The organism is Streptomyces sp. NPDC023527 (genome assembly GCF_055560115.1).
In genome coordinates, this window is the sequence record NZ_JBVHJJ010000011.1 from 192,768 (window position 1) to 219,000 (window position 26,233).

Consider the following 26,233-nt stretch of genomic DNA (forward strand, 5'->3'; position numbering starts at 1 on the left):
GTTGCGCCGAACGGCCCCCTGGCGAGAGCGTGCGGAGCTGATCGATACTGGACGGTCATGGCGCCGAGACGGGACCGAAACGCAGATTCGGGCATTCTCCTGCGGGAACCCGTGAATCCCGGCGCGGCCGGAGGGCGCGCCACGCCCGGTGGTGCAAACATCTGGACGTGCCCCGTCCCGTACCACCCGCGCGCCGCGGACCGGCGCGGGACGCGCGGCCACCCCGATGGTCCGAGGAGAGAATGACGATGACCGAGGTTTGGGGGTCTCCCCAGAGCAGCACGGGGGAGGCTCGGCTCACTCCTGGCACACCGTGCTGGACGAGCCTCCTGGCGCACGACCTGGAATCGATCAAGGACTTCTACAGCGGTCTGTTCGGCTGGACCTACTACAGCCCCGGGCCCCGCCAACTGGGCCCGTACGTACGCGCCACGCTGGACGGCCGTGATGTGGCCGGGCTCGGTGAGGTGACGCCCGGGCGTCGGCTGCCGACCGCCTGGACCACCTATCTGGCCAGCGACGACGCCGACGACGCGGCGGAGTGGATCCGCTGCTGCGGGGGCACGGTGGGGGTGGGCCCGCTGGCCGCGGAGGACGCGGGACGCCTGGTGCTGGCGACCGATCCGGACGGGGCGCCGTTCGGGGTGTGGCAGGGCCAGAAGCTGGTGGGCCCTCAGCTGACGGGGGTGCCCGGCACGCCGGCGTGGCACGAGCTGGTGACCCGGCGGACCGCCACGGTCGTGAAGTTCTATCAGGCGCTTTTCGGTTATGAGGCCAAGCCGGTGGAGTCGGCGGGCACGGACTGCCTCACCCTGCGTCTCGACAGCCGCCCGGTGGCCTCGCTGCGCGGTGTGGGGGCGGCGCTGCCGCGTGCGCGGGGTCCGCACTGGATGACGTACTTCGAGGTGGCGGACGTCGAGGCCGCGGCCGGGCGGGTGAGCGAGCTCGGCGGAAAGGTCGTGGAACCCCCGAGACAGGGGCCGACCGGGACGGTGGCCACGGTCGAGGACCCGGAGGGGGCGGTCTTCACGCTTCTGCGGACGGCTCGTTAGCGGGGTCGACGGGGAGCACATCGGGTGACAGGGCCGCCGCGTGGGCCGCGGCCGAGGTCAGCCTGCGGCGGTGGTGGCGTCGGCACAGCACCTCGTAACCGACGACCGTCTCCGGCTGGTTGACGTCACCGACGACCACCTGCGCGCCTTCGACGACCATCTGTCCGCCGACCGTACGGGCGTTGTGCGTGGCCCGGGCGCCGCACCAGCAGAGGGCCTCGACCTGGAGGACCTCTATCCGGTCGGCGAGCTCGACCAGGCGCTGGGAGCCGGGGAAGAGCCTGGTGCGGAAGTCGGTGGTGATGCCGAAGGCGAAGACGTCGCGGTCGAGGTCGTCGACGATCCGGGCCAACTGGTCGACCTGCTCCGGGGCGAGGAACTGCGCCTCGTCGGCGATGACGTAGTCGGCGCGGCCGCCCGCGGAGAGGTGGGCGACGATGTGCGCGTAGAAGTCGAACCCCTCGCCCGCCTCGACGGAGTCGGTGACCAGGCCGAGGCGGGAGGAGAGCTTGCCCTCGCCCGCGCGGTCGTTCCGGGTGTAGATCATCCCCTGCAGGCCGCGGGCGGACCGGTTGTGTTCGATCTGCAGAGCGAGGGTGCTCTTTCCGCAGTCCATGGTTCCGGAGAAGAACACCAGCTCGGGCATGGGGAAGCCAATGCCTTTCATGAGTCGTCGAGTCGAGGGGGCGGGAAGGGGGCGGTTCAGGACCGCACTTCGAGGAGCGGCACCAGCTGCTCGACGGGCGTCATGGAGCCGTGCAGTCCGACCATCGCGGACTCGTTGGGCTCGGTCTCGGTGGCGACGATCGCGATGTCGTCGCGCGCGGCGGCGACGACATCGCCGATCCGCCCGTACACCCTGTCGTCCACGCCGTCACCGGGCCGGCCGAACCAGCCCGCCTCGATGGCCTCGTCGCGTCCGGCGACCCACATCTGCTCGCCCAGCACCTCGCGCCACACGGCCAGCACGTCGGCCGCGGCGCCGGGGACGGCGTAGACATGGCGGGCGCGGGCCTCGCCGCCGAGGAGGGCGACGCCGGCGCGCAGCTCCCAGTCCTCGTCGAAGTCGATGCGCGACTCGGGGTCGAAGGGGATGTCGATCATGCCGTGGTCGGCGGTGACGTACAGCACCGAGCGCGGCGGGAGTTGCTCGGCCAGCCGCTGGGCGAGCCGGTCGACGTACATCAGCTGGCCGCGCCAGTCGTCGGAGTCGACGCCGAAGCGGTGGCCCTTGCCGTCGAGGTCGCTGTAGTAGGTGTAGACGAGCGTGCGGTCGGCGGCGCCGAGCCGGTCGGCGGCGAAGTCCATCCGCTCGTCGCCGGAGAGGCGGCCGTGGAAGGTGCCGCCGCTGAGGGCGATCTTCGTCAGCGGGGTGTGCTGGAAGTCGGGCGCGGAGACCTGGCAGGTGTGCACGCCCGCCGCGTCGGCGAGTTGGAAGACGGTGGGGTACGGCTGCCAGGCGTGCGGGTCGGTCCACGGGCGCCAGCGCAGCTGGTTCATCAGCGCGCCGGTCGCCGGGTCGGCGACGGTGTAGCCGGGCAGGCCGTGGGCGCCCGGCGGCAGGCCGGTGCCGACCGAGGCGAGGGAGGTCGCGGTGGTGGAGGGGAAGCCCGCCGTCATGGGTTCGCCGGTGCCGTTCATCGACGTGGCCAGCAGCGAGTGCAGGAACGGCGCCTCGGCGGGGTGGGCGCGCAGCAGCTCCCAGCCGAGCCCGTCGACGAGGAAGACGCAGACCCGGTCGGCGGGGGTCAGCTCCATGCCGGAGCCGAGGCCGGGGACGCCGATGCCGGTCGCGATGGCGGGCAGCAGGTCGGCCAGCGAGCCGGTGCCGTAGCGCGGGAGCGGGGCGGAGCGCGGGTCGAGGAGGGCGGGTTCGTGCCAGGACGAGGCGCCCGGGGTCAGCGGGTAGGACATCAGCGGCCGGTCGCGGCGGTGGCCTCGGAGAGCGCCTGGGCGAAGGCCAGCGCCTGGCGGACGGTGTCCGGGCCGTCGCCGGCCTCGCTGACGCGCAGGCTCAGGTCGTCGGCGGTGGAGGAGCCGGTGTAGCCGTGGTCGGCGTCGCAGTTGGGGTCGCCGCAGGCGGCGGGCTCCAGGTCGATCCGGGAGACCGCGCCCCAGCCGATGGTGAGGACGACCTCGCGGGGCAGGGTGCCCGGGGTGTACGCCTCGGGGTTGGCGACGACGCGGCTGAGCACGACCGACGAGATGCGACCGATCTTGACCGACTCGGTGGAGGTGGTGGCGTACGGCGACGGGGAGGTGCCGTCGGCGGCCTGCTCGTCGGTGTGGCTGACGATGAAGCGGTTGCCGGTCAGGACGAGGACGGTGACGTGGCGGCGCACCTCGTTGGAGTCGAACGTCGTCTCCTGGTGCACCAGGTACGACGCGACCGGCTCCCCGCCCACGGCGGCCTCCACCGCCTCGGCCACGAGGGCCGGGTAGTAGCCGCTGCGCTCGATCGCCGCGCGGAGCCCTTGGGTCGTCGTACCGGTCTTCGCCATACGCCCATCCTACGGGGCGTACGGGGTCCGTCCGCGCGTACCTGGGCGGCGGACGGCGACCTCCGCGCGGTGTTCGCGGCCCTCGGGCGGGCGCCGGTCAGACCACCGGCAGGCTTCGGGGGCCGAGGTCGGTGCGGGCCGGGGGCGGGGCGAGGCGTATGGAGGCGCCGAGGACGTGGACGCCCTGGGGGGCGACGATCACCGGCTCCAGGTCGGCGCCCACGACCTCGGGGTGATCGTCCACCAGCCGGGAGACGCGCAGCAGCAGCTCCTGGAGGGCGTGGGTGTCCACGGGGGTGGTGCCCCGCCAGCCGAAGAGGAGGGGCGCGGTGCGGATGGAGCGGATCTGCTCGGCGGCGTCGCGGTCGGTGACGGGCACGAGGCGGTGCGCGGTGTCGCCGAGGAGCAGGGAGGGGGCTCCCGCCAGGCCGAAAGAGAGCACGGCGCCGGCCGCGGGGTCGATGGCGGCCCGTACGACCGTGTCGACGCCGCGCGGGGCCATCGACTGGACGACGAGGCGGATCTCCTCGGGCTTGCCGAGGAGATCGGTCAATTCGGCGTACGCCCGGCGCAGTTCGTGCTCGCCGCCGAGGTCGAGCCGGACGCCGCCGAGGTCGGCGCGGTGGCGCAGGTGCGGGGCGGTGGGCTTGAGGGCGACGGGGAAGCCGAGCCGGTGCGCGGCGCGCACGGCGGTGTCGGGGTCGGGCGCGGGGAGGGCGGGCAGCACGGCGATGCCGTACCGGGCGAGGAGGCGCTGGGTGTCGGCGGCGGAGAGGGTCACGGCGCGGGGCCCGGTGGGCGAGGGCGTCACCGCGCCGTGGGCGGCCAGCAGCACGTCGATGTCGGCGGCGGCCCCGGCCTCGTCGATGTCGTCGTACTCGGGCACCCGCCCGGGATCGGCGGCCTGCCGTCGCCAGCGCGCGTACCGGACGGCCTCGGCGAGCGCCCGCACGGCCCGCTCGGCGGCGGGGTAGGTGGGGATGCGGATGGCGGGGGCGGGTGCGGCGCCGGGGGCGGCCGGCCGGGTCACGTGCTCGGAGGTGTCCGGAATGGCGGTCTCCGGCGGGGGCGCGTCGGCTGCCAGGGCCTCCGCCAGGTCCGGGATCTCCAGGTGGACGACCGTCACCGGCTTCGCGACCGGCGACGAGGCGACCGCGTCGCGCAGGGCCGCCGCGAGATCGGCCGCCGAGGCCTCGCCGACCCAGGGGATGGCGGTGACGACGACGGCGTCGCACTCGTCGTCCGCGAGGGCATCCACCAGGGCCGCGCGGAAGTCCGCCGGCTCGGCGGCGGTCGAGAGGTCATAGGGGGGCTGGGGGCGCAGGCCGTCGGTGAGGCAGGCGTCGTAGGTCAGGAGGGCGAGGGAGTCGGAGTTGCCCAGGATGGCGACGCGGGGGCCGGCGGGCAGCGGCTGGGAGGCGAGGAGCAGGCCCGCGTCGGCCAGCTCGGTGACGGTGTCGACGCGGATGACGCCCGCCTGCCGCAGCAGGTCGGAGACGGTGGCGTCGGGGATGCGTGTGGTGGGCACGGCGTGCCCGGTGGGGGCGGCGCCGCCGTGCCGGGCGCCCTTGACGACGACGACCGGCTTACGGGCCGCGGTGCGCCGGGCGAGGCGGGTGAACTTGCGGGGGTTGCCGATGGACTCCAGGTACATGATGACGACGTCGGTGTCGGGGTCGTCGTGCCAGTACTGCAGGAAGTCGTTGCCGGAGACGTCGGCGCGGTTCCCGGCGGAGACGAAGGTGGAGACGCCGACGAGCCCGGCGGCCCGCCGGTGCAGCCCGGACAGCAGGGCGATGCCGATGGCGCCGGACTGGCTGAACAGCCCGAGCCGCCCGGCGACGGGCAGCTCGGGCGACAGGGAGGCGTTGAGCCGGACGGCCTCGGCGGTGTTGATCAGCCCGAAGGCGTTGGGGCCGATCAGGCGCATGCCGTAGGAGCGGGCCTGGCGGACCAGCTCGCGCTGGCGGTCGCGGCCGTCGGCGCCGATCTCGGCATAGCCGGCGGAGAGCACGACGAGGCCCTGGACGCCATGCTCGCCGCACTCGGCGACGACGGACGGCACCTGCTCGGCGGGGACGGCCACGACGGCGAGGTCGACGGGATCGGGGATCTCGCGCAGCGACCGATGGGCGGCGACGCCCTCGGGCAGCAGCCGCGAAGGACCCTCGCGGAAGGCGCGGTTGATCGCGTACGTACGCCCGGTGAAGCCGCCCGCCAGGATGTTGCGCAGCACGGCGCGGCCCATGCCGCCGGGCTCGCGGCCGGTGCCGATGACGGCGACGGAGCCGGGGGCGATGAGGCGGTGGACGGAGCGGGCCTCGGCGCGCTGCTCGCGGGCGCGCTGGACGGCGAGGGAGCGGTCGGTGGGCTCCAGGTCCAGTTCGAGGCGGACGACGCCGTCCTCGAAGCTGCGCTTCTGCGTATAGCCCGCGTCCGTGAACACCTTGATCATTTTGGTGTTGGCGGGCAGCACCTCGGCGGCGAAGCGGCGGATGCCGCGCTCGCGCGCGACGGCCGCGACGTGTTCGAGCAGGGCGGAGGCGACTCCGCGGCCCTGGTGGGCGTCCTGGACGAGGAAGGCGACCTCGGCCTCGTCGGCGGGGCCGGACGCGGGCATGCCCTGGCCGTCGATCCGGTCGTAGCGGACGGTGGCGATGAACTCGCCGCCGACCGTGGCCGCCAGGCCCACCCGGTCGACGTAGTCGTGATGGGTGAAGCGGTGCACGTCCCGGTCGGAGAGGCGGGGGTAGGGGGCGAAGAAGCGGTAGTACTTCGACTCGTCCGAGACCTGTTCGTAGAAGCTGACCAGGCGCCGCGCGTCGTCGGCCGTGATGGGGCGGATCTGTGCCGTGCCGCCGTCGCGCAGCACGACGTCGGCTTCCCAGTGGGTCGGGTACGCGTGCTCGGACGGCGTCTGCATGAGGCCAGCGTACGGCCGGGCACTGACAGCGGTGCGGCTCGCGGTGGCCGTCGGCACGGGGCAGGGTGGGGGCAGCCCGAGCACTGCCGCCCCTATGGGACACTGGTCTAGACAACTGCTAACGACTTGAAGGGCAACACCATGGCTGAGCGCCGCGTCAACGTCGGCTGGGCCGAGGGCCTGCACGCTCGTCCCGCGTCGATCTTCGTCCGTGCGGCGACCGCCGCCGGCGTCCCCATGACGATCGCCAAGGCCGACGGCAACCCCGTGAACGCCGCTTCCATGCTGGCCGTGCTGGGCCTGGGCGCCCAGGGTGGCGAGGAGATCGTGCTCGCCACCGACGCCGAGGGCGCCGAGGCCGCTCTGGACCGCCTGGCGAAGCTGGTCGCCGAGGGTCTTGAGGAGCTTCCGGAGACCGTCTGATTCACCGGAATCGCACGCGGCGGGGCCGCGGCGGCCGATTGAGGCCGCCGCGGCCCCGTCGATCTGTTTGCGGACCGGTTTCCGGCGCGCGCCGGGAGAATTCCCGGAAGTGCGCCGACCCGGAATAGCAGCCGATTGTTAAGTGCGTGCGATCGCCGTGTTTACGGCTTGTTTCGGATTCCGCACCCGGTCCGTGCGGGGAGCGGGCCGCCGCAGCCGGTATTCGCCGGGCGCGCGGTCGGCGCGGGCCGCGGCGACGGCTCGCGCCCGCTCCGCGTCCCCGCGCGCGACGGCGTCGACGAGCGCCGCGCACGCCTCCCACGCCGCCACGGGCCGCGCGGGCGGCTCCGGCACGTACACCCAGGCGATCTTGAGCCGGAGCTGGGTGAGGAGCGCCGCGAGGCTGGGGCTGCCGGACGCCTGGGCGAGGGTCTCGTCGAACCAGTCGTCCAGGGGGCGCAGTTCACTGGTCCGCCCGCCCCGGGCGCGCTCCTGGCCGAGCCTGACCAGCCCGCGCAACACCTTCAGATGCGCCTCGGTGCGGCGCTGCGCGGCGCGCGCCGCCCCCAGCGGCTCCAGCAGGGCCCGGACGTCCAGCAGATCGGCCGCCTCCTGCTCGGTGGGCTCGGCGACGCAGGCGCCCGCGTGGCGGCGCGTGGTCACGAACCCCTCGGAGGCGAGGGTGCGCAGCGCCTCGCGCACGGGCACGCGGGAGACGCCGTAGCGCCGGGCGAGGACTTCCTCGGTGAGCCTGCTGCCGGGCGGGAAGGTGCCGGAGACGATGTCGTCACGGATCGCCGTGCACACGGCGTGCGTGGAAATGCGGCCGCCGTCCCGCAGTGTTTTGCCATCGCCGTTCACGTACGGCCCCGCATGGCTGAACCTCCGCATTGACCCCCGCTGAACGCGGCTTAATTGACGCCTGCTCAGCGACTCTATTGCAGTCGTCCGCAAATTCCGATGGGGCCGGGGATTCCGTGGATATGTTTTGGCCAACACGAAGGCCCCGGCCAGGGCCGGGGCCTTCGGGAGGCGGTTCCTCGGGGCGTCGGGTCAGATGCCGACGCCGTGCGAGCGGAGGTACTCCACCGGGTCGATGTCGGAGCCGTACGAGGGGCCGGTACGGGCCTCGAAGTGCAGGTGCGGGCCGGTGACGTTGCCGGTGGCGCCGGAGATGCCGATCTCCTGGCCGGGCGTGACAGTCTGGCCGGCGGAGACGCCGATGGACGACAGGTGGCCGTACTGCGTGTAGGTGCCGTCGTTGTGCCGGATGACGACGTTGTTGCCGTACGCGCCGCCCCAGCCGGCCTCGACGACGGTGCCGGCGCCCACGGCGTGGACCGAGGTGCCGGACTCGGCGTGGAAGTCCACACCGGTGTGGCTGCCGGAGGACCACAGGCCGCTGGAGGCCTTGTAGGAGGTGGAGACGTACGAGCCCTCGATCGGCGAGACGTAGGCGTTGAGCTTCTTGCGCTCCTGCTCGCGGGCGACGCGCTCGGCCTCCTTGCGCTCGGCCTCGGCCTTGCGCTCGGCCTCGTCCGCGACCTTCTTGACCTCGGCGGCGTGCTTCTTGGCCTCGGCCTCGGCGTGGAGGCGGACGTTGGTCTCGTCCGCGGAGCTGCGCTGGATCTCGGCCTGCTCACCGACGCGGTGGCCGGTGTCCTCACCGATGACGAGGGCCTGGGTGAGGCCGGTGTCCTCGGTGTGCGGGGCGTCGTCGGTCGCGGCGAGGGCGGGGGCGGCGAAGCCGGCGACGACACCGGTGGCCGTCAGGGTGGCTATGCCCGCGATGTTCGCGCCGGTGCGAACGGCACGGCTCGGACGACGGTGCTTCCCGGTGGCACGAGTGAACGCCATAGGTACGGCTATTCCTTTCCTTCCTTCTCGCCTACCGGGTTAGCTGACGGGTTCGGAGCAGGAAGGTCTCCTACGGTTCCCTCCGGAAAGGGAACCGATTCACCCCAGGGGACATGTGGGTCCCCGGTTCCCCTGGCTCGCGCCGTACGGGGATTCGGCGATGGTTGTCCGGGGCCGCGGATGCGACTCACATCTGACGGACAACCGCCCTGACGCTAGACGCCGCCAGTTTCGAACGGCAAACAGAACTCACGTTTTGTGTCGTACGCCACAGCTCAGACGTGCAACCACTCCACTAAATCGGACATAAAGGAGGCGCGCGGGCCTCACCGACCTCGCGCGCCTCCCTGGCTTCTGACCGGGCGTCAGCCGGTGATCACCGTCACTTCACCGATGCCCAGCGCCCTGACGGGGTCCGCGATCTGCGCGGCGTCACCGACGAGGACCGTCACGAGCCGGTCGACCGGGAAGGCGTTGACCGCGGCGGCCGTGGCCTCCACCGTGCCGGTCTCCGCGAGGCGTTCGTACAGCCGCGCCTGGAAGTCGTCCCGCAGGTGCTGCTCGACCTGGTCGGCGAGCGTCCCCGCGACGGCCGCCGCCGTCTCGTACTTGAGCGGTGCGACGCCGACGAGGTTCTGCACGGCGACGTCGCGCTCGGCGTCGGTCAGGCCCTCGGCCGCGAGGGTGCGCAGGACGGTCCACAGGTCGTCAAGTGCCGGGCCGGTGGAGGCGGTGTCGACCGAGCCGCTGATGGCGAGCATCGCCGCGCCGGTGCCGTCGGGCGCGGAACGCAGCACCTGACCGAAGGCGCGCACGCCGTACGTATAGCCCTTCTCCTCGCGCAGGACGCGGTCCAGGCGGGAGGTGAGGGTGCCGCCGAGGCAGTAGGTGCCGAGCACCTGGGCGGGCCAGACCCGGTCGTGCCGGTCGGCGCCGATGCGGCCGAGGAGCAGCTGGGTCTGGACCGCGCCGGGGCGGTCCACGATCACCACACGGCCGGTGTCGTCCGCCGTGATGGGCGGTACGGGCCGGGGCTCGGCGGTGGAACCGGTCCAGGCGCCGAGGGTGTCGGCCAGGGCCTCGTCGAGGTCGAGGCCGGTGAAGTCGCCGACGACCACGGCGGTCGTGGTGGCGGGCCGTACATGGGCCTCGTAGAAGGCCCGTACGGAGGCCGCGTCGACGCGCTCGACGCTCTCCTCGGTGCCCTGGCGGGGGCGGGACATCCGCGAGTCGGCCGGGAAGAGCTCCGCCGAGAGGGCCATGGCCGCCCGGCGGGAGGGGTTGGCCAGCTCGTGCGGGATCTCGTCCAGGCGGTTGCGCACCAGCCGCTCGACCTCGCCGTCGGGGAAGGCGGGGGCACGCAGGGCGTCGGCGAGCAGGCCGAGGGCCTTGGCGAGCCGGGAGGCCGGGACCTCCAGGGAGACGCGGACGCCGGGGTGGTCGGCGTGTGCGTCGAAGGTGGCGCCGCAGCGCTCCAGCTCGGCGGTGAACTCCTCGGCGGTGTGCTTGTCGGTGCCCTCGGAGAAGGCGCGCGCCATGATCGTGGCGACGCCCTCGAGGCCGGCGGGCTCGGCCTCCAGGGGCGCGGCGAGGTTGACCTCGACGGCGATGATCTGCTGGCCGGGGCGGTGGCAGCGCAGCACGGTCAGGCCGTTGGGCAGCGCGCCGCGCTCGGGGGCGGGGAAGGCCCACGGGGTGGGCTCGCCGGCCTGCGGCTGCGGGTGGAAGCTCATGGTGGCCAGGGCGTCGCTCACTTGGCCGCCTCCTCGTTCTCGGCGTGCTCGGCGTTCTCGGCGTCTTCGGCGGCCTCGGGGGCTTCCGGGCCGGTGGGCTCGTACACCAGCACGGCGCGGTTGCCGGGGTGCAGCCGGGCCTTGGCGACGGTCTGCACCTCCTCCGGGGTGATGTCCAGGGCGCGCTGTACGGCGGTCAGGGCGAGCTGCGGGTCGCCGAAGAGGACGGCGAAGCGGCACAGTTCGTCGGCGCGGCCGCTGACGGTGGCGAGCCGGTCGAGCCACTCGCGCTCCAGCTGGGCCTGGGCGCGCTCCATCTCCTCCGGGGTCGGCCCCTCGGCGGCGAAGCGGGCCAGCTCCTCGTCGACGGCCGTCTCGATGTCGGTCATCTCGGCGCCACCGGACGCCTTGACGTCCAGCCAGCCGAGGGAGGGCGCGCCGGCGAGCCGCAGCAGTCCGAAGCCGGCGGCGACGGCGGTGCGGTCGTGGCGGACGAGGCGGTTGTGCAGCCGGGAGGACTCGCCGCCGCCGAGGACGGTCAGGGCGAGGTCGGCGGCGTCGGCCTCACGGGTGCCGTCGTGGGGCAGGCGGTAGGCGGCCATCAGGGCGCGCGAGGGGACGTCCTCGTGCAGCACCTCGCGCAGTTCCCGCCCCATGACGTCGGGGAGGGCGCCGTCACGCGGCGGCTGCTTGGCGTCGTGCGCCGGGATCGAGCCGAAGTACTTCTCGATCCAGGCGAGGGTCTGCTCGGGGTCGATGTCACCGACGACCGAGAGAACGGCGTTGCCCGGCGCGTAGTACGTGCGGAAGAACTCGCGCGCGTCCTCCAGGGAGGCGGCGTCCAGGTCGGCCATGGAGCCGATCGGCGTGTGGTGGTAGGGGTGGCCGTCGGGGTAGGCCATGGCCGTCAGCTTCTCGAAGGCCGTGCCGTAGGGCACATTGTCGTACCGCTGGCGGCGCTCGTTCTTGACGACGTCCCGCTGGTTCTCCATCGACTCCTCGTCGAGGGCGGTCAGCAGCGAGCCCATCCGGTCGGCCTCGAGCCACAGGGCCAGCTCCAGCTGGTGGGCCGGCATGGTCTCGAAGTAGTTGGTGCGCTCGAAGCTGGTCGTGCCGTTGAGCGAACCGCCGGCGCCCTGCACCAGCTCGAAGTGGCCATTGCCCTTGACCTGGGCCGAGCCCTGGAACATAAGGTGCTCGAAGAGGTGGGCCAGGCCGGTGCGGCCCTTGACCTCGTGGCGCGAGCCGACGTCGTACCAGAGGCAGACGGCGGCGACCGGGGTCAGATGGTCTTCGGAGAGCACCACCCGCAGGCCGTTGGCCAGCCGGTGCTCGGTCGCTGTGAGGCCGCCGGAACCGGCCTGTTGCGTGGCCGTGTGACCCATGGGCATGTACGTCCCTTCGATCGCTTGAAATCTCGCGACGGTGCGCGATGACTCGCGTGATGAACAGTGCTGTCACTGTATGCAAGCGCGCTGACATCTGGCGAAGTTCCCGGACGGAGCGCCCTTACGGACGGGTCGCGGTCGGCGATGTCAGTGGGGCGGTCCACAATGGTCGGCGTCAGATCCCTGCCTCGGCAATCGATCGAAGGAGCCGCAGCCGCGATGGCCCGCCGCAGCACGAAGACCCCGCCGCCGGAGAACTTCGAGGAGCGCATCCTCGACATCGACGTCGTCGACGAGATGCAGGGCTCCTTCCTCGAGTACGCCTACTCGGTCATCTACTCCCGCGCCCTGCCCGACGCCCGGGACGGTCTCAAGCCCGTCCAGCGCCGCATTCTCTTCCAGATGAACGAGATGGGCCTGCGGCCCGAGCGCGGCTATGTGAAGTGCGCCCGCGTGGTCGGCGAGGTGATGGGCAAGCTGCACCCGCACGGTGACGCCTCCATCTACGACGCCATGGTGCGCCTGGCCCAGCCGTTCTCGATGCGGGTGCCGCTCGTCGACGGCCACGGCAACTTCGGCTCGCTGGGCAATGACGACCCGCCCGCGGCCATGCGCTACACCGAAGCCCGGATGGCGTCGGCGACGTCGCTGATGACCGAGTCGATCGACGAGGACACCGTCGATTTCTCGCCGAACTACGACGGCAGCGAGCAGGAGCCGGTCGCGCTCCCGGCGGCGTACCCCAATCTGCTGGTGAACGGCGCGTCGGGCATCGCCGTCGGCATGGCGACGAACATGCCGCCGCACAACCTCGGCGAGGTCATCGCCGCCGCCCGCCACCTGATCAAGCACCCGGGCGCCGACCTCGACACCCTGATGCGGTACATCCCGGGTCCGGACCTGCCCACGGGCGGCCGCATCGTGGGGCTCGGCGGCGTCCGCGACGCCTATGAGACCGGTCGGGGCACGTTCAAGATCCGTGCCACGGTCGCGGTGGAGAGCGTGACGGCCCGCCGTAAGGGCCTCGTCGTGACGGAGCTGCCGTATTCGGTCGGCCCGGAGAAGGTGATCTCCAAGATCAAGGACCTGGTCGGTTCCAAGAAGCTCCAGGGCATCGCCGACGTCAAGGACCTCACCGACCGCTCGCACGGCCTGCGGCTCGTCATCGAGATCAAGAACGGCTTCAACCCCGAGGCCGTCCTGGAGCAGCTCTACAAGCTGACGCCGATGGAGGAGTCCTTCGGCATCAACAACGTGGCCCTGGTGGACGGGCAGCCGCTGACGCTCGGCCTCAAGGAGCTGCTGGAGGTCTATGTCGACCACCGCTTCGAGGTCGTGCGCCGGCGCAGCGAGTTCCGGCGCGGCAAGCGGCGCGACCGGCTGCACCTGGTCGAGGGCCTGCTGGTGGCGCTCGTCGACATCGACGAGGTCATCAGAATCATTCGATCGAGTGAGAACGCCGCGCAGGCCAAGGAGTCCCTGATCGCGCGCTTCTCCCTCTCCGAGGTGCAGACGCAGTACATCCTCGACACCCCGCTGCGCCGCCTGACGAAGTTCGACCGCATCGAGCTGGAGTCGGAGCGCGACAAGCTCAACCGCGAGATCGAGGAGCTGACCCGGATCCTCGACTCCGACACCGAGCTGCGCAAGCTGGTCTCGGGCGAATTGGCCGAGGTGGCGAAGAAGTTCGGCACCGACCGGCGGACGGTGCTGCTGGAGTCGGCGGGCGCGCCGGCGTCGGCGGTGCCGCTGCAGGTCGCGGACGACCCGTGCCGGGTGCTGCTCGCCTCCACCGGGCTGCTGGCCCGTACGGCCACGGGCGAGCCGTTCCCGCCGGGCTCGGGCGAGGCCAAGCGCGTCAGGCACGACGCCATCGTCTCGGCGGTGCCCGCGACGGCGCTCGGCGAGGTCGGCGCGGTGACCTCGTCCGGGCGACTGCTGCGGCTGCGGGTGATCGACCTGCCACAGCTGCCGGAGACGGCGGCGGCGCCCAGCCTGGCGGGCGGCGCCCCGATCTCGGAGTTCCTGTCCCTGGAGGACGGCGAGAGCGTGATCTGCCTCACCACCCTCGACGAGTCCTCACCGGGTCTCGCCATCGGTACGGAGCAGGGCGTCGTCAAGCGCGTGGTCCCCGACTATCCGGCGAACAAGGACGAGCTGGAGGTCATCACCCTCAAGGACGGCGACCGCATCGTCGGCGCGGTCGAGCTGCGCACCGGCGAGGAGGACCTCGTCTTCATCACCGACGACGCGCAGCTGCTGCGCTATCCGGCGGGGCAGGTGCGGCCGCAGGGCCGTCCGGCGGGCGGCATGGCGGGCATCAAGCTCTCCTCCGGCGCGAAGGTGCTGTCCTTCACCGCCATCGACCCGGCGGCGGACGCCGTGGTCTTCACGGTCGCGGGCGCGGCCGGCACGCTGCTGGGCGCCACGGAGACGACGGCGAAGCTGACGCCGTTCGACCAGTATCCGCGCAAGGGCCGGGCGACGGGTGGCGTGCGCTGTCAGCGCTTCCTGAAGGGCGAGGACTGCCTGGTCCTGGCCTGGGCGGGCGCCGCTCCGGCCCGCGCCGCCACCGCGAACGGCTCCCCCGCCGAGCTCCCGGACCCCGACCCGCGCCGCGACGGCTCCGGCACGCCGCTGGCGAAGGCGGTGGCGGCGGTCGCGGGACCGGTATAAGGCTCTTCGCGGGACGCCGGGCGGGCGAGATCCAGCCCGTCCGGCGTTTGAGGGCACGCCCGAAGGGGCGCCCCGTCCACCGGCGTCAAGCCTGCGCGTACCGCAGGACCCCCCACATGCCGTGCTCCTCGACGTCCTCCGGCGAAATGTGCCGGCAGGCATCGAGTCCCGCCCGCAGGGCGTCGGTGTCGATGCCCGTCCCGATCAGCACCAGCTCCGTCAGCCGCTCCCGCGTCCCAGGGGCCGGATAGAAGCGCAGGAAGTCGCCCACCGCGTGCACCGCGTACCGCTTCCGCCGGTGCCCGGCCGCGCCGAAGTGGACGAAGCCCTTGATGCGGTAGAGGCCCTCGGGCCGGTTGTCGAGGTACTCCATCAGCCTGCGCGGATCCATGGGCTCCGCCGAGGTGAAGGCGACGCTGTCGTAGGCGGCGTGGAGATGACCCTCGTGACAGCCGTCCCCCTCCTCTTCCCGGACGAGGTCCTCGAAGGACAGCTGCCGTATCGCCTCCGCCCGGTCCTCGCGCGGCTTGCGGTCGAAGAGCAGCTCCGGGTCGACACGCCCGTACGACGCCTCGACGACGGGCGTGCCGGGGCCGAGCCGCGCGAGCTCCTCCCGGAGGGCGCGGCGCTCCTCCTCCCCCACCCGGTCCGACTTGTTGAGGACCACGAGGTCGGCGATGGCCAGATGCCGGTCGATCTCCGGGTGCCTGGCGCGCGTACGGGAGAACTCCGCCGCGTCCACCACCTCGACCAGTCCGCCGTACACGATGCCCGCGTTGTCGCTGGCGAGGATCATGCGGATGAGTTCCTGGGGCTCGGCGAGCCCGCTGGCCTCGACGACGATGACGTCGATGCGGGCCGTGGGGCGGGCGAGCCGGTCGAGGAACCCGTCCAGCTCGCTGGTGTCGACGGCGCAGCACAGGCATCCGTTGCCCAGCGAGACCATCGAGTCGACCTGCCCGGCCACGCTCATCGCATCGATCTCGATGCTGCCGAAATCGTTGACGACCACGCCGATCCGGCTGCCCTCGCTCCTGCTCAGCAGGTGGTTGAGCAGGGTGGTCTTGCCGGAGCCCAGGAAGCCCGCGAGCACGATGACCGGGATCTGTCGCTTCGCCAAGGGGGCGCCTCCCTCACTCGTTCGGACGCAGCGGGTACCGGCTGCGGCGGGCGGATGATCGTAAGGTCGCCCGCCCGCCCCAGGATATTGGGCGAGCCGGACGGCCGGACGGGCCGGTGTGGCCGGTCCGCGTCCCCCTGACGGCCCGCACGGACGATCCCACGCGAGGCAGGTTAGGCTTACCTTCGTGAGCACGTGTGCGACTGCCTCCCGCCGACTGTCCGAGCCGCTGGCCGCCACCGCCGCCACCGCGCGGACGTGGCTGCTGATCGAGCAGCCCGGGCCGTGGGGCACGGACGCCCTCACCGCCAGCCACCTCGACCCCGCCGTCGGCCGGGCGCTGGAGGCGGCCGCCGAGGGCACGGGCGTACGGATCGCGCTGATCCGGCGTCCCGGCCGGCACGCGGACTGCCACCGGCCCACCACCCAGCGCGTATTCGCCGCCCACACCGCGCCGGGCCGCTCCTGGATCCGTACGGCCGACATCGCCGACCCCGCCGCGCTGACGGCGCTGGACCTCGCCGCGCTCGGCGCGGGCGAGCACGGCGGCCTGTGGGAGCCGCACGAGGGCGAGCCCCTGGTGTTCGTCTGCACCAATGGCAAGCGCGACCGCTGCTGCGCCCTGCTGGGTCGCCCGCTGGCGGCGGAGCTGGCCTCGGCGGGCGGCACCGATGTCTGGGAGGTCACCCACATCGGTGGCCACCGCTTCTCGCCGACCCTCTTCGTGCTGCCCTATGGCTACGCGTACGGGCGGGTCACCGCGCACGGCGTCAAGGACGTCCTGGAGGCGGTCCGGCACGGCCGCGTCGTCACGGAGAACTGCCGCGGCCGCTCGGCCTGGGAACGCCCCGCGCAGGCCGCGGAGCTGGCCGTGCGCGAGCTGACGGGCGAGGAGGGCGCGGACGCCCTGGACGTGCCGCGGACCGAGGGCGCGGCGCCCCTGTGGTCCGTGACCGTCACCCACGCCGACGGCCGCGCCTGGCGGGTCGCGGTCGCTCAGGGCGCCGCCGAGCCGGCCCGCCCGGAGAGCTGCGGCAGGGTGCCCGCCACCCCCGCGCGGATGGACGTCGTGTCCGTCACCCCGCTTCCTTGACGAACTCCGTGGTGTAGGTCTTCGCCAGATCGATCTTGGCGTTCTTGAGGTTGGGGTTGAAGGACTTCAGGACCTCGTGGACGGTCTTGGGTCCGTCGGGCGGCATGACGCCGTCCTTGGTGAACATCGGCAGGGTGTTCCTGACCGCCTCGGTGTAGAGCTTCCGGTTGCCCTTGGCGTAGTCGTCGGGCATCTTGGCGGCGATCTCCTCGGGGGTGTGCGTGGACATCCACTTGAGGGTCTTCACAAAGGCGTTGGCGAGCTTCTGCACCTCCTCCTTGTGGTCGTTCACCCAACCGGTGTTCATATAGAGGCTCGACGCGGGGTAGAGCCCGCCGAGCGCCGCCCGGGAGCCCTCGGGGGTGCGCATGTCGACGAGGATCTTGCCCGCGTCCTTGGCGAGGATCTGCGCGACGGTCGGGTCGGTGGTCATGCCGCCGTCGATGGAGCCCTGCTGGAGCGCGGCGATGAACGTCTGACCGGCGCCGACGGCGACCGGTGTGAACTGGCTGACGTCGACGCCGTTCTTCACCGCCAGGTATTTCGTCAGGAAGTCGGTGGACGAGCCGAGCCCGGTGACCCCCAGCTTCTTGCCCTTGAAGTCCTTGGGCGAGGCGATGTCGGACGCGGCCTTCTTGGAGACGATCTCCACCTCTCCCGGCGTCTGGGCGAGTTGGACCACGGACTCCACCTGCTTGCCCTTGACCTGGAGGTCGAGGGTGTGGTCGTAGAAGCCGACGACGCCTTGTACCTCTCCGGAGACGAGCGAGGTGGTGGCCTGCACCCCGGCGGGCTCGCTCAGGAGCTTGACCGAGATGCCCTCCTCCTGGAAGTAGCCGAGCCGCTGGGTGAGCACGGCCGGCATGTAGATGACCTTGTCCAGGCCACCGACCATGATCTTGACGGTGTCGCCCTTGGCCGCTTCGAAGGCCTTGTTCGTACTGTTCGACGACGATTCGTCGGCACATCCGGCGAGGGCGAGGAGGCACAAGGACCCCGCGACGGTCGCCGCGCCGAGCTTGGCGAGCTTTCCGAACGATGACATCTGCTGTTCCTTACAAGTCGTGACGCGTGGACGGAACAAGTCGGAACGCATGGGGGGTCGTTCGATCGAGCGGAGGGGGAGTTCGTTCGAGGGGCTCGCGTCAGCGCGCGCCCGAATCGGCCGGCTTCCAGCGGAAGAGCCGCTTCTCGGCGAAGGTCAGCAGCGCCTCGGCGAGGAGCGCGACGACGGCGAGGATCACCATGGCGGCGTACACGCCCGCCGAGTTCAAGCTGCCCTGGGAGGCGGAGACCAGGAGGCCGATGCCCTTTTCCGCGCCGAGGTACTCGCCGACGATCGCGCCGATCAGCGCGAAGCCGAAGCTCACGTGCAGGCTGGTGAAGATCCAGGAGGTCGCGGACGGGATGACGACCTGGAGCGTCACCCGGCGGTTGCTCGCGCCCAGGATGCGGGCGTTGGCGACGAGGCCGCGGTCCACCTCCCGCGCGCCCTGGAAGGCGTTGAAGAAGACGGGGAAGAAGACCAGCACCACGGCGGAGGCGATCTTGGAGGTGGGCCCGAGGCCGAACCAGATCAGGAAGATCGGCGCGAGGACGATCCGCGGCAGCGCGTTGAGCACCTTGATGTACGGGCCGAGGACCTCGGCCAGGAAGCGGACCCGGCCGAGCACGATGCCGAGCGCCACCCCGCCGGTCACCCCGATGACCCAGCCGAGCAGGGCCTCGTGGAGGGTGTACCAGATCTGCTCGCCGAGCGAGCCCTGCGCGGTGCCGTGCAGCGTCCACTGGGCGATCTGGTCCCAGATCTTCGACGGCATCGAGAAGTTGAACGGATCGATGACCTCGGTACGGGACAGCGTCTCCCAGGCCACCAGCACCACGGCGAGCAGCAGCACCCGCACGGCGTACACCAGCAGCCTGTGCCGGCGCGCGGCCCGCGCCCTGGCCTGTGTACGACCTGTGGCGCTCTTCAGCGCGAGGGGGGCTCCGACGGACTCGGCCGACTCAAGCGACACGGGAGGCACCCCTCTCACGGGTGATGCGGACCTCTTCACCGAGGGAGGCCCAGATCTCGCGGTAGATGCTCAGGAACTCCGCCTCCAGGCGCACCGATTCGACCTTGCGCGGGCGTGGCAGCGGGATGGGGAAGACCTCCTTGACGGTGGCCGGTCCCGCGGTCATCACCACGACCTTGTCGGCGAGCGCGATGGCCTCCTCCAGGTCGTGGGTGACGAAGACGACGGAGGCAGCCGCCCCGTCCGCGCGGGAGGCGCCCCACAGCTCCAGGAGTTCGTCGGACATCAGCGCGCGGGTCTGCACGTCGAGGGCCGAGAACGGCTCGTCCATCAGGAGGATCGCGGGGTCGCCCACCAAGGTCTGGGCGAGCGCGACCCGCTTGCGCTGGCCGCCGGAGAGCTGGTGCGGATAGCGGTCCTCGAACGCCGCGAGCCCCACCCGGCCGAGCCAGTCACGGGCCCGTTCCCGGGCCTGCGCCTTGGGCGCGCCGCGGAAGCGCGGGCCGGCCATCACGTTCGACAGGACCGTGCGCCAGGGAAAGACCGCGTCCTGCTGGAAGACGAAGCCGACCTCCGGCCGGATGCCGGTCACGGGCTCACCGCCGACCAGCACCTCGCCCTCGGTGGGCTCCTCCAGGCCACTGACCAGGGTGAGCGTGGTGGACTTCCCGCATCCGGTGGGGCCCACGACCGCCACGAACTCGCCCTGCCGCACGGTCAGATCGAGGTCGCGTACGGCCGTGTGCTCCCTGCCCGAGGGCGTCCGGAAGATCTTGCTCGCCCCGCGCAGTTCGATCGCCGGGGTGCCGCCGCCCGGCGGGGTGGCGCCGTTCCTGCCGCTGCTCGTCATCCTTGTATCTCCTCTTGCCCGGCTCTTTCGGCCCCGCTGTGCGTGGGCGGCGGCCGGTGCTGGAGGCTAGATGTGGCGCATGACACCCAGACAGCCTTGTGAGCGCTGTGCGGCTTGAGTGCACAAACCCTGTTCTGCTCGTTTTGCTCGCGATAGAACAACGAATGCGCTACGGAACCGGTCGGGGGAACACGGTCCCGCTACGTTCGGTTGACGCCGCAGGAACGGAAAGCCGCTGAACCGGAGCTTCCTGCTCCGAACTGGGCGGGTGACGACACGAAAGGGACACACATGCGCCCCCGGTGGCCCCGCCGCGTCTTCGCGCAGGTCCTGCTCGTCCACCTCCTGATCATCACCGGTGTCACCGGGCTCGCCGCCGGGCTCTTCCTCGCCCCGCTCGGCACCCAGTTGGACGAGCAGGCCGAACGCCGCGCGCTGGCCATCGCCCAGGCCACCGCCGCCCAGCCCGGCCTCGCCCACCACCTGCTCGCCGGCCGGCCCAGCGCCGACGGCCCGGTGCAGGCCGACGCCGAGCGCATCCGGCTGGCCACCGGCGCCAGCTACGTCGTGGTGATCGACACCCAGGGCATCCGCTACTCCCACACCACCCCCTCCCGCATCGGCGAGCACGTCAGCACCGATCCGGGACGGGCGCTGAGCGGCCACGACTGGATGGGCATGGGCGAGGGCACCCTCGGCCGCTCCGCCCGGGGCAAGGTCCCGCTGCGCGACACCGAAGGCGCCGTCGTCGGCGCCGTCTCGGTCGGCATCGACGACGACAACGTGCACGCGCTGCTGCTACGCGCCGTGCCGGGGATCCTGCTGTACGCGGGGGCCGCGCTGGCGGCCGGCGCGCTGGCCGCCGTCGCGGTCTCCCGGCGACTGCGCAAGCGCACCCACGGCATCGAACTCACCGAGATATCCGCCCTCCTGAACGAACGTGAGGCCATCCTGCACGCCATCCGCGAGGGCGTGGTCGCCCTGGACCGGCGCGGCCGGGTCCGGCTCGTCAACGACGAGGCGCAGCGGCTCCTGGGGCTCGGTCCGCAGGCCATCGGGCGGCCGCTGGACGACGTGTTACCCCCCGGCCGGACCACCGACGTCCTGGCGGGGCGCGTGCGGGGTACGGACCTGCTCACCGTCCAAGGCGGCCGGGTACTGGTCGCCAACCGGATGGAGACCAGCGACGGCGGCACGGTGGCGACGCTGCGCGACCGCACCGAACTGGAACAGCTGCGCAGGGAGTTGGACGGCACCCGGGGCCTGACGGACGCCCTGCGCGCGCAGGATCACGAGCACGCCAATCGGCTGCACACCCTCATGGGGCTGCTGGAACTGGGGCTGCACGAAGAGGCCGCCGACTTCGTGGCGGAGGTGTCGGGCGCGCACCGGGCCACCGCCGAGCAGGTCACCGAGCGGGTGCGCGACCCCCTGGTCAGCGCGCTGCTGGTGGGCAAGAGCGCCGTCGCGGCGGAGCGCGGGGTGGCGCTGCGGGTGAGCGCGGGGACATGGCTGCCCGACCGCGTGGTGGACCCGCGCGACCTGGTGACGGTGCTCGGCAATCTCGTGGACAACGCCCTGGACGCGGCGGCCGGCCCGGCGCGGGCGGGGCGCGACGACGGCCCGTGGGTGGAAGTGGAGCTGCGGGCGAGCGGCTCCGCGCTGACCCTGCGGGTCTCGGACAACGGCCCGGGTGTCCCGGCAGCGGCCGGCGAGCTGGTGTTCACGGACGGCTGGACGACCAAGGAATCGCCCCCGCACCGCCGCAGGGGGCTCGGACTCTCGCTCGTACGACGGCTGGCGGAACGATACGGCGGCTCTGCGCGAGCCGGTGAACAGGAAGGGGGTGGCGCCGTGTTCACCGTGGAACTGCCCGAAGCACTGCGCTCACTCGAAGGGGTGAAGAGATGATCGAGGTCCTGGTCGTGGACGACGACTTCCGTGTCGCCGAGATCAACGCCGCGTACGTCGGGCGGGTTCCCGGCTTCCACGTCGGCGCCAAGGCCCACAACGCGGCGCAGGCCATGGCCGTCCTGGAGCGGGGCGGCATCGACCTGGTGCTGCTGGACCACTTCCTGCCCGACGAGACGGGGCTGTCGCTGGTCCGCCGCATCCGGCAGCACGGCCACCTGATCGACGTGATCATGGTGACGGCCTCGCGTGACATCGCGACCGTACAGGCGGCGATGTGTTACGGCGCGCTCCAGTACCTCGTCAAGCCGTTCACCTTCCCGGGGCTGCGGGTGAAGCTGGAGGCGTACGCGCAGTTGCGCCGCACCCTCGACGACGCGGACGAGGCGGGCCAGGACCAGGTCGACCGGATCTTCGGCACACTGCGGACGGCGGTGACCACCACTCCACTGCCCAAGGGGCACTCGGCGCCGACCGCCGAGCTGATCCGCCGGGTGCTGTCGGACGCGGCGCGACCGTTGTCGGCGCACGAGGTCGCTGCGCGGTCGGGGCTCAGCCGCTCGACCGCGCAGCGCTACCTCAAGCGGCTGGAGGAGTCCGGCAGGCTCAGCCTCACGCTCCGGTACGGCGAGACGGGCCGCCCGGAACACCGTTACGCGTGGGCGGCGGGCTGAGCCCGGGCGGGCCGGGCGGGAGGGGTCCCGCCCGGCCCGGGGGTCAGGCGTCGATGCGCGAGCGGTCGAGCGTCGCCGCCGAGTTGGTGATGAACTCCTTGCGCGGCGCGACCTCGTTGCCCATCAGCAGGTCGAAGGCGCGCTCGGCCGCCTCCAGGTCGCTGATGTTGATCCGCCGCAGGGTGCGGTGGCGCGGGTCCATCGTGGTCTCCGCGAGCTGGTCGGCGTCCATCTCGCCGAGGCCCTTGTAGCGCTGGATGCCGTCCTTGTAGGGGATGTTCTTGCGCTCCAGCTCCAGCAGCGTCTGCCGCAGTTCGCTGTCGGAGTAGGTGTAGATGTACTTGTCCTGCCCCTTCTTGGGGCGGGTGAGCTCGACCCGGTGCAACGGGGGCACGGCCGAGAAGACGCGCCCCTCCTCGACCATGGGCCGCATGTAGCGCTGGAAGAGGGTCAGCAGCAGACAGCGGATGTGCGCGCCGTCCACATCGGCGTCGGCGAGGAAGATGACCTTGCCGTACCGGGCGGCGTCGATGTCGAAGGTCCGGCCGGACCCCGCTCCTATGACCTGGATGATCGAGCCGCACTCGGCGTTCTTGAGCATGTCGGAGACCGACGACTTCTGCACATTGAGGATCTTGCCGCGGATCGGCAGCAGCGCCTGGAATTCGGAGTTCCGTGCCAGCTTCGCCGTGCCGAGCGCGGAGTCGCCCTCGACGATGAACAGCTCGCTGCGGCCGACGTCGTCGCTGCGGCAGTCGGCGAGCTTGGCGGGCAGCGAGGAGGACTCCAGGGCGGTCTTCCGCCGCTGGGCCTCCTTGTGCTGCCGGGCGGCGATGCGCGTACGGGCCGCGGCGACGACCTTCTCCAGCACCGCCCGCGCCTGCTGCTTGGCGTCGCGCTTGGTGGAGGCCAGGAACGCCTTGAGCTCCTTGGCGACCACATTGGCCACGATCCGGGAGGCCGCCGAGGTGCCGAGGACCTCCTTGGTCTGGCCTTCGAACTGCGGCTCGGCTAGCCGGACGGTCACCACGGCCGTGAGGCCCTCCATGGCGTCGTCCTTGACGACGTCGTCCTCGGCGACCCGCAGCAGCTTCGAGGAGCGCAGCACCTCGTTGACCGTCTTGGTCAGCGAGCGCTCGAATCCGGCCACGTGCGTGCCGCCCTTGGGGGTGGCGATGATGTTGACGAACGACTTCACGTTCGTGTCGTAGCCGGTGCCCCAGCGCAGGGCGATGTCGACACCCAGCTCGCGGGTGACCTCGGTCGGCGTCATGTGGCCGCGGTCGTCGAGGACCGGCACGGTCTCCTTGAAGGTGCCCTGCCCGGTGAGCCGCAGCACGTCGCAGACGGCCTTGTCCTGGGCGAGGTACTCGCAGAACTCGCTGATGCCGCCGTCGTAGCGGAAGGTCTCCTCGGTGGGGCCGGTGCCGTCGAGGTCGCGCTCGTCCCGGACGACCAGGGTCAGGCCCGGCACGAGGAACGCGGTCTGCCGGGCGCGCCCGTAGAGGGTCTCCAGGGAGAGCTTGGCGTCCTTGAGGAAGATCTGGCGGTCCGCCCAGTAGCGGACACGGGTGCCGGTGCGGGCCTTGGGCACCTTCTTGCCCTTGAGGAGGCCGTTGGCGGGGTCGAAGGGGGCGTCGGGGCCGGACTCGGTGAAGATGCCGGGCACGCCGCGGCGGAAGCTGATCGAGTGGGTCCGGCTGTTCCGGTCGACCTCGACGTCCAGGCGGGCGGAGAGCGCGTTGACCACCGAGGCGCCGACGCCGTGCAGACCGCCGGAGGCCGCGTACGACCCGCCGCCGAACTTGCCGCCGGCGTGCAGCTTGGTCATGACGACCTCGACGCCGGAGAGCCCCGTCTTGGGCTCGACGTCCACGGGGATGCCGCGGCCGTTGTCGCGCACCTCCACGGACCCGTCGTCGTGGAGGATCACGTCGATCCGGTCGCAGTAGCCGCCCAGGGCCTCGTCGACGGAGTTGTCGATGATCTCCCAGAGGCAGTGCAGCAGGCCGCGGCTGTCGGTCGAGCCGATGTACATGCCCGGCCGTTTGCGGACGGCCTCCAGCCCCTCGAGAACGAGCAGGTGCCGCGCGGTGTAGTTGGATCCGTCCCGGTCTGCCCCGGTCAGCAACGCAGTGGACGGCACGGACATATCGGCGGTCACGCGGTTCGCTCCTCGCTGAATTTCTTTTTTGCCCGGGTCGGGCACAGTGGTGGCTCGGTCGCCGTTCAGAGGGTACCGAGGCCTGGTAGAGCCTTTGTGCAGCCACCCGTGGGAATGCCCATGCTAGTCCAGAGTCGATCACACGTTCGATGACTCGTTGGAGTGACGTGCACATCACGTTCCCTTGGAGGCATGAACCATTTAGGCTCCGGGCACGTCCTCAAGAACAACCCGGCAAGCCGGCCGGGCAGGACCAACAGCCCCCAGCGACGTGAAACCGTAAGCCCACGCACTACGGCTCATTCGCCGCCAACCGTCAAGATCCGGTCCACTCGAAAAAGAAGTTTCGAGGAAAAGCCGCGAGCGGGAACGTTTTCGGCCTGGTTGGATGTTGACCCTGGTACGACAGCTCGTCGAGCTAGAGAAGAGGCGACGTGACTACTGTTCTGACCCCCGCGAGCCCGCTGACGGCCGCTGACCGCTGCGACCGGTGCGGCGCTCAGGCTTACCTGCGCGTCGTTCTCATGAGCGGCGGCGAACTGCTCTTCTGCGCCCACCACGGGCGTAAGTTCGAGCCAGAACTCAAGAAGATCGCCGCGGAGATACAGGACGAGACGGAGCGGCTCACCGCCTCTCCGGCGGCGTCCGTGTCCGACGAGGACCGTTGAGTCCGCATTGGAACGCTGACACATCGCATCCGACGACGAGCGAGGTCCGGCCATCCAGGGCCGGGCAGCCGCGGGCGGCCACCCCCACCGGGGAGGCCGCCCGCTCTCGTACGCCCAGCCACCCCTGAACACCCGCGGGAAACTCCCAGCACACCCTCACGGGCTCTCACAGGGGTCACCACGGCCTCCTCGGGGCCGGGCGGGCATCCTGCCCCCGATCCGACGCGGGACCTCGCGAGAGGGCTTTGTGGCCCTTCGGCGGGATCGCGGGCCGTTCCACCGGGCGTGAGGCCGCCCCGACGCCCGCCGGGACCATCGCCGGGGACTTGACCGGCGGCGGGGCGGCGGGCGGCTCCGCCGGCTTCCCGGCGTCGTCGCTGTGCGCCTTCACCAGCGGGATCACCGCCGAGATCCGCGTGTACACCCCGGGGTGGCCCGCCTGGGCGCAGCCGCTCCCCCAGGACACCAGACCCACCAGCCGCCCCCGCGCCACCAAAGGCCCGCCGCTGTCCCCCTGACAGGCGTCCTTGCCGCCGTCCGGCAGCCCCGCGCACAGCATCGACGCCGAGCGGTAGACCCCCTCCGCGCTCCCCGGATAGGCCCGTTCGCACACGGCGTCGCTCATGACGAGCAGACCCGCCGCACGCAGGTTCTCGGAGTAGGTGCCGTTGCCGATCTTGTCGCCCCAGCCGTAGACCGTGGCCGCCGCGCCCTCCTGGTAGCCGGGCTCGCCCGCCTGCGCCATGGTGATCACGCTGCTCCGCGGCACCGGCTCCTTCAGGGTGAGCACGGCCAGGTCGCCCGCGTTGGTCCCGGAGTCGAACGCCGGGTTGACCCAGGTGTCGCGCAGCTCCACCTCCGCCCCGGTCACGCTCCGCAGGTCGTCCCGGCCGACGATGACCCGGAGGTCCTTCGTCTCGCTGACGTCCCCGCCGAGCACCTCGCGGCTCAGGCAGTGCGCCGCGGTGATGACGGTTCTGACCGCCACGACGACTCCGCCGCAGAATTGCCCCGAACGGGCTGGGCCGAACCGCTGACGGCTCGCCAGCGCGACCGCCCAGGGCGCCTCCGAGGCCCGTACGGACTGTCCCCCCACGACCCCCTGGTCCGCCGACGCGGGGGCGGGCGCCGCCAGCAGCAACGCGACGGCGCCGACCAGCGGATAGCTCAGCGAACGCATGC

At 71.9% G+C, this 26,233-nt stretch carries 20 protein-coding genes, 1 pseudogene and 1 riboswitch; of the genes and pseudogenes, 7 read left to right on the forward strand and 14 right to left on the reverse strand.

Annotation, left to right across the window (positions count from 1 at the left end; genetic code table 11):
- Positions 1 to 248 precede the first annotated feature (248 nt).
- On the forward strand, positions 249 to 1,052 hold the full coding sequence (locus ACZ303_RS22615) for a VOC family protein (protein WP_467341707.1): 804 nt from the start codon (positions 249 to 251) through the stop codon (positions 1,050 to 1,052).
- Here ACZ303_RS22615 and ACZ303_RS22620 read toward each other — a convergent pair.
- The 4 genes from ACZ303_RS22620 to ACZ303_RS22635 all read right to left on the reverse strand — a co-directional run bounded on the left by ACZ303_RS22620 (position 1,027) and on the right by ACZ303_RS22635 (position 6,476).
- A complete protein-coding gene (locus tag ACZ303_RS22620; protein WP_467341875.1) occupies positions 1,027 to 1,698 on the reverse strand; it encodes a thymidine kinase in 672 nt (223 codons plus the stop codon). The genes ACZ303_RS22615 and ACZ303_RS22620 overlap by 26 nt on opposite strands.
- Before the next feature lie 56 nt (positions 1,699 to 1,754).
- The gene (locus tag ACZ303_RS22625; protein WP_467341709.1) at positions 1,755 to 2,966 is read right to left on the reverse strand and encodes an alkaline phosphatase family protein; all 1,212 of its coding nucleotides are present in this window, start codon (positions 2,964 to 2,966) and stop codon (positions 1,755 to 1,757) included.
- Positions 2,966 to 3,553: a DUF5998 family protein gene (locus ACZ303_RS22630; RefSeq protein ID WP_215079316.1), complete on the reverse strand. Its 588-nt coding sequence runs from the start codon at positions 3,551 to 3,553 to the stop codon at positions 2,966 to 2,968. Before ACZ303_RS22630 ends, ACZ303_RS22625 begins: the two co-directional genes overlap by 1 nt.
- Positions 3,554 to 3,650: 97 nt before the next feature.
- The gene (locus ACZ303_RS22635) at positions 3,651 to 6,476 is read right to left on the reverse strand and encodes a bifunctional acetate--CoA ligase family protein/GNAT family N-acetyltransferase (RefSeq protein ID WP_467341712.1); all 2,826 of its coding nucleotides are present in this window, start codon (positions 6,474 to 6,476) and stop codon (positions 3,651 to 3,653) included.
- A 141-nt stretch (positions 6,477 to 6,617) separates the two neighbouring features.
- Between ACZ303_RS22635 and ACZ303_RS22640 the strand changes: the two genes are divergently transcribed.
- A complete protein-coding gene (locus ACZ303_RS22640; RefSeq protein WP_344098184.1) occupies positions 6,618 to 6,899 on the forward strand; it encodes an HPr family phosphocarrier protein in 282 nt (93 codons plus the stop codon).
- 138 nt (positions 6,900 to 7,037) lie between these two features.
- Here ACZ303_RS22640 and ACZ303_RS22645 read toward each other — a convergent pair whose 3' ends face one another.
- From ACZ303_RS22645 to ACZ303_RS22660, 4 genes are all read right to left on the reverse strand, one after another.
- Complete coding sequence (locus ACZ303_RS22645) at positions 7,038 to 7,760, reverse strand: GntR family transcriptional regulator (RefSeq protein WP_467341716.1); 723 nt, start codon at positions 7,758 to 7,760, stop codon at positions 7,038 to 7,040.
- 192 nt (positions 7,761 to 7,952) lie between these two features.
- On the reverse strand, positions 7,953 to 8,756 hold the full coding sequence (locus tag ACZ303_RS22650; RefSeq protein ID WP_467341718.1) for a M23 family metallopeptidase: 804 nt from the start codon (positions 8,754 to 8,756) through the stop codon (positions 7,953 to 7,955).
- A 13-nt stretch (positions 8,757 to 8,769) separates the two neighbouring features.
- A riboswitch (cyclic di-AMP (ydaO/yuaA leader) is annotated at positions 8,770 to 8,926 on the reverse strand.
- A gap of 195 nt (positions 8,927 to 9,121) precedes the next feature.
- Positions 9,122 to 10,489, reverse strand: coding sequence for a M16 family metallopeptidase (locus ACZ303_RS22655; RefSeq protein WP_467341877.1), 1,368 nt, complete (start codon positions 10,487 to 10,489; stop codon positions 9,122 to 9,124).
- Between the two features lie 17 nt (positions 10,490 to 10,506).
- Positions 10,507 to 11,874 carry a M16 family metallopeptidase gene (locus tag ACZ303_RS22660; protein ID WP_467341879.1) on the reverse strand — a complete coding sequence of 456 codons (1,368 nt, stop codon included), beginning with the start codon at positions 11,872 to 11,874 and terminating at the stop codon, positions 10,507 to 10,509.
- Positions 11,875 to 12,096: 222 nt separating this feature from the next.
- Between ACZ303_RS22660 and ACZ303_RS22665 the strand changes: the two genes are divergently transcribed.
- Positions 12,097 to 14,553 (forward strand): DNA gyrase/topoisomerase IV subunit A, encoded by a 2,457-nt coding sequence (locus ACZ303_RS22665; RefSeq protein WP_467341720.1) that lies wholly within the window; start codon positions 12,097 to 12,099, stop codon positions 14,551 to 14,553.
- An 85-nt stretch (positions 14,554 to 14,638) separates the two neighbouring features.
- On the opposite strand, the gene ACZ303_RS22670 is transcribed toward ACZ303_RS22665, so the two are convergent.
- Positions 14,639 to 15,673: a CobW family GTP-binding protein gene (locus tag ACZ303_RS22670; protein WP_467341722.1), complete on the reverse strand. Its 1,035-nt coding sequence runs from the start codon at positions 15,671 to 15,673 to the stop codon at positions 14,639 to 14,641.
- Positions 15,674 to 15,860: 187 nt separating this feature from the next.
- On the opposite strand from ACZ303_RS22670, the gene ACZ303_RS22675 reads away from it, so the two are divergent.
- On the forward strand, positions 15,861 to 16,766 hold the full coding sequence (locus ACZ303_RS22675) for a sucrase ferredoxin (RefSeq protein WP_467341723.1): 906 nt from the start codon (positions 15,861 to 15,863) through the stop codon (positions 16,764 to 16,766).
- Here the strand turns inward: ACZ303_RS22675 and ACZ303_RS22680 are convergent.
- The 3 genes from ACZ303_RS22680 to ACZ303_RS22690 form a co-directional block, all read right to left on the reverse strand.
- On the reverse strand, positions 16,750 to 17,811 hold the full coding sequence (locus ACZ303_RS22680; RefSeq protein ID WP_467341725.1) for an ABC transporter substrate-binding protein: 1,062 nt from the start codon (positions 17,809 to 17,811) through the stop codon (positions 16,750 to 16,752). The two genes, ACZ303_RS22675 and ACZ303_RS22680, sit on opposite strands and share 17 nt — an antisense overlap.
- A gap of 100 nt (positions 17,812 to 17,911) precedes the next feature.
- Entirely contained in the window at positions 17,912 to 18,784 is an 873-nt protein-coding gene (locus ACZ303_RS22685) for an ABC transporter permease (RefSeq protein WP_467341727.1), read from the reverse strand.
- Positions 18,774 to 19,634 (reverse strand): ABC transporter ATP-binding protein, encoded by an 861-nt coding sequence (locus tag ACZ303_RS22690; RefSeq protein ID WP_467341729.1) that lies wholly within the window; start codon positions 19,632 to 19,634, stop codon positions 18,774 to 18,776. Before ACZ303_RS22690 ends, ACZ303_RS22685 begins: the two co-directional genes overlap by 11 nt.
- 291 nt (positions 19,635 to 19,925) lie before the next feature.
- Between ACZ303_RS22690 and ACZ303_RS22695 the strand changes: the two genes are divergently transcribed.
- Entirely contained in the window at positions 19,926 to 21,545 is a 1,620-nt protein-coding gene (locus ACZ303_RS22695) for a sensor histidine kinase (protein WP_467341731.1), read from the forward strand.
- Complete coding sequence (locus tag ACZ303_RS22700) at positions 21,542 to 22,219, forward strand: response regulator (protein WP_467341733.1); 678 nt, start codon at positions 21,542 to 21,544, stop codon at positions 22,217 to 22,219. The genes ACZ303_RS22695 and ACZ303_RS22700 overlap by 4 nt, the downstream gene beginning before the upstream one ends.
- 43 nt (positions 22,220 to 22,262) lie before the next feature.
- Here the strand turns inward: ACZ303_RS22700 and ACZ303_RS22705 are convergent, their stop codons facing one another.
- Positions 22,263 to 24,383, reverse strand: coding sequence for a DNA gyrase/topoisomerase IV subunit B (locus ACZ303_RS22705; protein WP_467341735.1), 2,121 nt, complete (start codon positions 24,381 to 24,383; stop codon positions 22,263 to 22,265).
- Positions 24,384 to 24,817: 434 nt separating this feature from the next.
- Between ACZ303_RS22705 and ACZ303_RS22710 the strand changes: the two genes are divergently transcribed.
- Positions 24,818 to 25,051, forward strand: a complete 234-nt coding sequence (locus ACZ303_RS22710; protein WP_467341737.1) for a DUF7455 domain-containing protein — start codon at positions 24,818 to 24,820, stop codon at positions 25,049 to 25,051.
- A 379-nt stretch (positions 25,052 to 25,430) separates the two neighbouring features.
- On the opposite strand, the pseudogene ACZ303_RS22715 reads toward ACZ303_RS22710, so the two are convergent.
- A pseudogene (locus ACZ303_RS22715) lies at positions 25,431 to 26,231 on the reverse strand (serine protease); the annotation flags it as partial.
- Positions 26,232 to 26,233: the final 2 nt, after the last annotated feature.